Source organism: Lacinutrix sp. (assembly GCF_023299985.1).
GTDB lineage: Bacteria > Bacteroidota > Bacteroidia > Flavobacteriales > Flavobacteriaceae > Lacinutrix.
The window spans coordinates 1-5,520 of the sequence record NZ_JALZVX010000043.1; the positions used below are offsets into that span (position 1 = coordinate 1).

Below are 5,520 nucleotides of genomic sequence, written 5' to 3' on the forward strand. Positions count from 1 at the left end.
CCAACTAGCGACTACTGGTTTACTGTAGAATATAGAGAACCAAGTACAGACCAAAAGAAATCGATAAGAGCACATTTTACGCTTAAGCGATAAAAGTAAAATTTAAACATTTGTTAATATAAAAAACGCTTGAACTTCTGTTCAGGCGCTTTTTAATGTTCTTAAAAGAATTAATTTAAATTTTATAAAATAAACCTACACTTAATGCTGCTTGTTTAGCAACATTATTAGCAAAAAACGCACCTCCGAAACCTGCGCTAACTCCAAAGTTATCTGTAAAATTATAAAGTCCTTTTAATCCAAAAGAACCATACTCTTGGTTATTAATATATAACGCGGTTTCTAAAGATGTTATTGGTAAAACTACATCGCCATTATTAAAAGATTCAACAACATCTACAAAAACAGCTAATGTTGTCTTTTTTATAGATGTTAATCCAAACTCTCCTCCTATTCTAAAATTAGAACTATAGGAATTAGTTCTTATGTCTGCTCCTATAAATCCTTGAAAATAATAGTTTGAATAGCCTTTACCTATATTAAGTGTTGGTGTAAATGTCCATGCATTATAACCAGTTCTAATACCTGAAGCCAAATTAGAAGTAGAAGTATTCGCTTCGACATTAAGTTGTCCCGAAAGCACAAATTTACCTTTATAGATATTCTGCTTAAGTCCAACTTGAATATTCCCTATCCTTGTTTCAGTAGCTTCAACGATAGAAAGAGGGAGTGTTGAGTTTTCTATTACATCTCCAGTTTTTATTGATTTAAATGGAACATTAACTAATAGCGTTAAATTATCATTTAAACCATACTCTCCATATAATTGAATAGTATTATCTGTAATACTCCTACTTGTAAAAAACTCATTTTCATTAAATATCTCACTATAATTTGGTATTGTAGTGTAAGAAATTTGAGAAAACAGCTCTCCTTTCTTTTTTGTCCAAGCACTTTGTGCATTAGATTTATGAATTGAAAAACAACAAAACATTAGAGATAAAACCAATATATAAAAGTATTTAAAGTTATTCATTATTGTAAAAAAATTTAAGTTAAAATCACTAGAAATAATTATCCTGTTTGTCTTTAATTTCATATAATACTTACTAAGTTGTTTTAATAATATTACCTTGAGCCTAAAGTTTGTAAATTTGCATTGGTTATAAACATAAAATGAGAAAAAGAAAAAAATTAACATTTAAACGAGTTCTTAAAATAATAACTGGAGTTATTATATTTTTCACTTTACCTACACTTCTACTCTACTGTTTTCTTTATTTTAAATACAATGAAGATTTACCAGTTGGAGAAGAAACAACACAAGCTGATATTCTAGCAAATAAAATGCTTAATGCTTTAAATTACGATGCTTATAAAACTACAGACTATATAGAGTTTACGTTTAAAAAGCGTCATCATTACAAATGGAACAAAACCAAAAACACCTGCAAAGTCTACTGGAAAAACTTTAAAGTTAATTTAGATTTAAACGATCTATCCAAAAGTGAAGCTTTTAAAAACGAAACAAAAATTGAAGGCGAAGACACTAAAAAATTAATAGAAAAAGCAATAAGCTATTTTAATAATGATACTTTTTGGCTAGTAGCACCATATAAAGTGTTTGATGAAGGTGTTAAACGTAGTATTGTAACTTTAGAAAACAACGAAAAGTCTTTATTAGTTTCTTACACTTCTGGTGGCTCGACGCCTGGAGATTCTTACTTATGGCATTTAGATATAGATGGTAAGCCTAAAAGCTTTAAAATGTGGACTTCTATTTTACCTATTCAAGGTTTAGAAGCTACTTGGAGCGATTGGAAAACTACTGAAACTGGAGCTGTACTACCAACGTTTCATAAAATGATGATTTTAGGATTAGAGATTGAAGGAATTAAAAGTTCTCAATTAGACTATTTAAAAATTACGTGTCAAGAAAAAGAAATACAAGAAGAAGATTCTGTATTAGATCCAACAATAATTAGGACTTGTAATTACAAAAATTTCACATCTGTTTCAGAGGGAAACGCGAGCTACGTTGGTAAATATTATTGGGACTATAAACTTTTCGAAACAAGAAATGATTCAGTAATAGAGATTAAAAATTCTGAAATGTTCAATTCTAATAGCGAAGAATTAGAGCAAAAATTAAATGTTCTAATAAAAGAGCAATATAATTCAGACCTAAGAATCCCAGAACTAAAAAACTGTATGTCTCAAATAAAATTTAGACATTATAGTTTAGATGAAATGGGAATTATGTTTAAAGAATCTAAAGAAGTTGAATTCCATCTATACTATAAACTGCCAAGCGCTTGTGATAATGTTGGGAGCTCAATAAAAAGAATGAAACTTTCAGAAATTAAAAAATATTTAAAATAATCCTACTTACTCTTCTGCCCAACAAACTGCTGCTCCTTTACCTTAAACAAAACATTAAAAGTTGTTAAACTGCCATAAATACGTGTAATATATTGTTGTAAATCTATCTTTTCTTGTTCTTCAAGATTACTAGAATTCACTTTTTGCTCCATTACACGAAGTCTATCGCGAACCATTGTTATTTTGTGAAAGAAATCGTCAATTTTAATTTCTTTACTTTTTAAGTTGGTATCGTTAGGTTCCAAAATAAGCTTTCCGCCTTTCCATTTATCGCCAATATGCACAACTTCAGAAACATCGCTGTATTTTTTTAGTAAACGCATCATACTTTGCTCTACATCAAAGAAACTTACTGTATCTACTTCATTTTCTGATGCTTCAATAATTTCTATCTCTTCATTAAAAATAATCGTTTCCAATCCGTTATTTATAAAAGTTACCCAATACTGTTGGTTATCAACATTGGTAATCACTCCTTTTCCATATTCTTTGTGGCTAATTCTTGAGCCTATTCCTAATATATTCATATTTTACATATTTTCTGCGCGCGCAGAAATCTTATTAATATTAAACTTAATTTTAAATGATACTCTGAGGTTTTCAGAAAACAAAACACTAAAATAGAAAAATTCTCTAACTAATCATAAGATTCCTGCCTACGGCTAGAATGACATTCAATTTTAATAAAATCCTAACTAATTCAGCTTAAAAAAGAAGAGCAAAAACCGTAACTTCGCAAATCTGCTTAAAAACTGTAGAATATTACTGATTTATGACAAATTTTGAAGAAAACATAGTAGTACAAGGTGCGAGAGTTCATAATCTAAAAAATATAGATGTTACTATTCCACGAGAAAAATTAGTGGTCATCACTGGTTTATCTGGTAGTGGAAAGTCTTCTCTTGCTTTTGATACTATTTATGCAGAAGGACAACGTCGTTATATCGAAACATTTTCGGCATATGCTAGACAGTTTTTAGGTGGTTTAGAACGACCTGATGTTGATAAAATTGACGGACTTTCTCCGGTAATTGCGATAGAACAGAAAACAACAAGCAAATCGCCACGATCAACCGTTGGTACTATTACTGAGATTTACGATTTTCTACGTTTGTTATACGCTCGTGCTAGTGATGCTTACAGTTACAACACTGGCGAAAAGATGGTGAGTTATAGCGATGAACAAATAAAATCGTTAATAATAGAAAGCTACAAAGGCAGGAAAATAAGCGTATTATCTCCCGTTGTGCGTTCTCGAAAAGGACATTATCGCGAATTGTTTGAACAAATTGCAAAACAAGGTTTTGTAAAAGTAAGAACAGATGGTGAGATTAAGGATTTAGTAAAAGGCATGAAACTAGATCGTTACAAAATGCATGATATTGAAATTGTAATCGATAGGCTTAAAATTGATGATACTATTGCTAATGATAAACGTCTAGACGAAACCATAAACACTGCCATGTATCATGGTGATGATATTTTAATGGTTATTGACAATGACACGCAAGAAGCACGCTATTTTAGTAGAAGTTTAATGTGTGCGAATTCGGGAATTTCTTACCCAAATCCTGAGCCTAATAATTTCTCTTTTAATTCACCAAAAGGCGCGTGTAATAATTGTAATGGCATTGGAGATTTATACCAAGTTAATGAGAAAAAGATAATTCCAGACGATAGCTTATCTATTAAAAACGGAGCTTTAGCACCTCATGGACCAGAAAAGAAAAGTTGGATTTTTAAACAGTTAGAATTAATTGCAGAGCGTTTTAACTTTAAAATGACTGATGCTTACAAAGACATTCCGAAGGAAGCAAAACAAATTATTTTATATGGTGGTAACGAGAAATTTACTGTAGATAGTAAAACACTTGGAGTAAAAAGAGATTACAAAATAGATTTTGAAGGTGTTGCTAATTTTATTGATAGTCAATATAAAAATGCAGAATCAACTTCTTTAAAACGTTGGGCAAAAGATTATATGGACAAAGTAAAATGTCCTGTATGCGAAGGCTCTCGCTTACGTAAAGAATCATTATACTTCAAAGTTGCTGGAAAAAATATAGCAGAATTAGCAAATAAAGATATTGTTGATTTAGCAGAATGGTTTGATGGTTTAGAAAAAAGCCTTTCAGAAAAACAAATTAAAATTGCCGAAGAAATAATTAAAGAGATTAAAGCAAGACTTCAGTTTTTACTAGACGTTGGTTTAACTTATTTGTCCTTAAACCGAAGTTCTAAATCGCTTTCTGGTGGTGAAGCACAGCGTATTCGTTTGGCTACGCAAATAGGTTCGCAATTGGTTGGCGTGCTTTATATACTAGATGAACCTAGTATTGGTTTACACCAACGTGATAACGAAAAACTAATTAATTCTCTAGTGGCACTACGCGATATTGGAAACTCTGTTATTGTGGTAGAACACGATAAAGATATGATTGAGCGTGCAGACCATGTTATCGATATTGGTCCACGTGCTGGAAAACATGGTGGCGAAATTATAAGCCAAGGCACACCAAAACAATTATTAAAAGAGAAAACGCTAACTGCTGAATACCTAAACGGTAAAAAACAAATTGAAATTCCTAAAAAACGCCGAGAAGGTAATGGTAAATATATAGAACTTAAAGGTTGCACAGGTAACAACTTAAAAAACGTTTCAATTAAAATACCTTTAGGAAAAATGATTGGTGTTACAGGTGTTTCTGGAAGTGGAAAATCTACTTTAATTAACGAAACACTTTATCCTATTCTTAACGCTTATTACTTTAATGGTGTAAAAAAACCAATGCCTTATAAAAGCATTAAAGGTTTAGAACATTGCGATAAGGTTATCGATATTAATCAGTCTCCAATTGGTAGAACACCACGAAGTAATCCTGCAACTTACACAGGTACTTTTGGAGAAATAAGAAGCTTATTTGCAAAAATTCCAGAAGCTATGATACGTGGTTATAAACCTGGTCGTTTTAGTTTTAATGTTACTGGTGGACGCTGTGAAACCTGCAAAGGTGGTGGATTAAGAGTTATAGAAATGAATTTCCTTCCAGACGTATATGTGGAGTGCGAAACTTGCCAAGGCAAACGTTTTAATCGCGAAACTTTGGAGATTAGATATAAAGGAAAAAGTATTAGCGA

The 5,520-nt window shown here is 31.2% G+C and carries 4 protein-coding genes; 2 read left to right on the forward strand and 2 right to left on the reverse strand.

The features are described 5' to 3' along the window. Positions 1–175: 175 nt before the first annotated feature. Entirely contained in the window at positions 176–1,036 is an 861-nt protein-coding gene (locus tag Q0C58_RS02335; RefSeq protein WP_290696923.1) for a hypothetical protein, read from the reverse strand. A gap of 140 nt (positions 1,037–1,176) precedes the next feature. Here Q0C58_RS02335 and Q0C58_RS02340 point away from each other — a divergent pair, with 140 nt between their 5' ends. Continuing rightward, positions 1,177–2,382 (forward strand): hypothetical protein, encoded by a 1,206-nt coding sequence (locus tag Q0C58_RS02340; protein ID WP_290696926.1) that lies wholly within the window; start codon positions 1,177–1,179, stop codon positions 2,380–2,382. 2 nt (positions 2,383–2,384) lie between these two features. Here Q0C58_RS02340 and Q0C58_RS02345 read toward each other — a convergent pair whose 3' ends face one another. Next, positions 2,385–2,909: a hypothetical protein gene (locus tag Q0C58_RS02345; RefSeq protein ID WP_290696929.1), complete on the reverse strand. Its 525-nt coding sequence runs from the start codon at positions 2,907–2,909 to the stop codon at positions 2,385–2,387. A 245-nt stretch (positions 2,910–3,154) separates the two neighbouring features. Between Q0C58_RS02345 and uvrA the strand changes: the two genes are divergently transcribed. Further along, a partial coding sequence (gene uvrA / locus Q0C58_RS02350) for an excinuclease ABC subunit UvrA (protein ID WP_290696932.1) occupies positions 3,155–5,520 on the forward strand: 2,366 nt, incomplete at its 3' end.

Excerpts from the sequence above, each read along its gene's own strand:
- Q0C58_RS02340 (WP_290696926.1), top strand. The coding sequence starts at position 1,177 with ATGAGAAAAAGAAAAAAATTAACATTTAAACGAGTTCTTAAAATAATA.
- Q0C58_RS02335 (WP_290696923.1), bottom strand. The coding sequence starts at position 1,036 with ATGAATAACTTTAAATACTTTTATATATTGGTTTTATCTCTAATGTTT.
- Q0C58_RS02345 (WP_290696929.1), bottom strand. The coding sequence starts at position 2,909 with ATGAATATATTAGGAATAGGCTCAAGAATTAGCCACAAAGAATATGGA.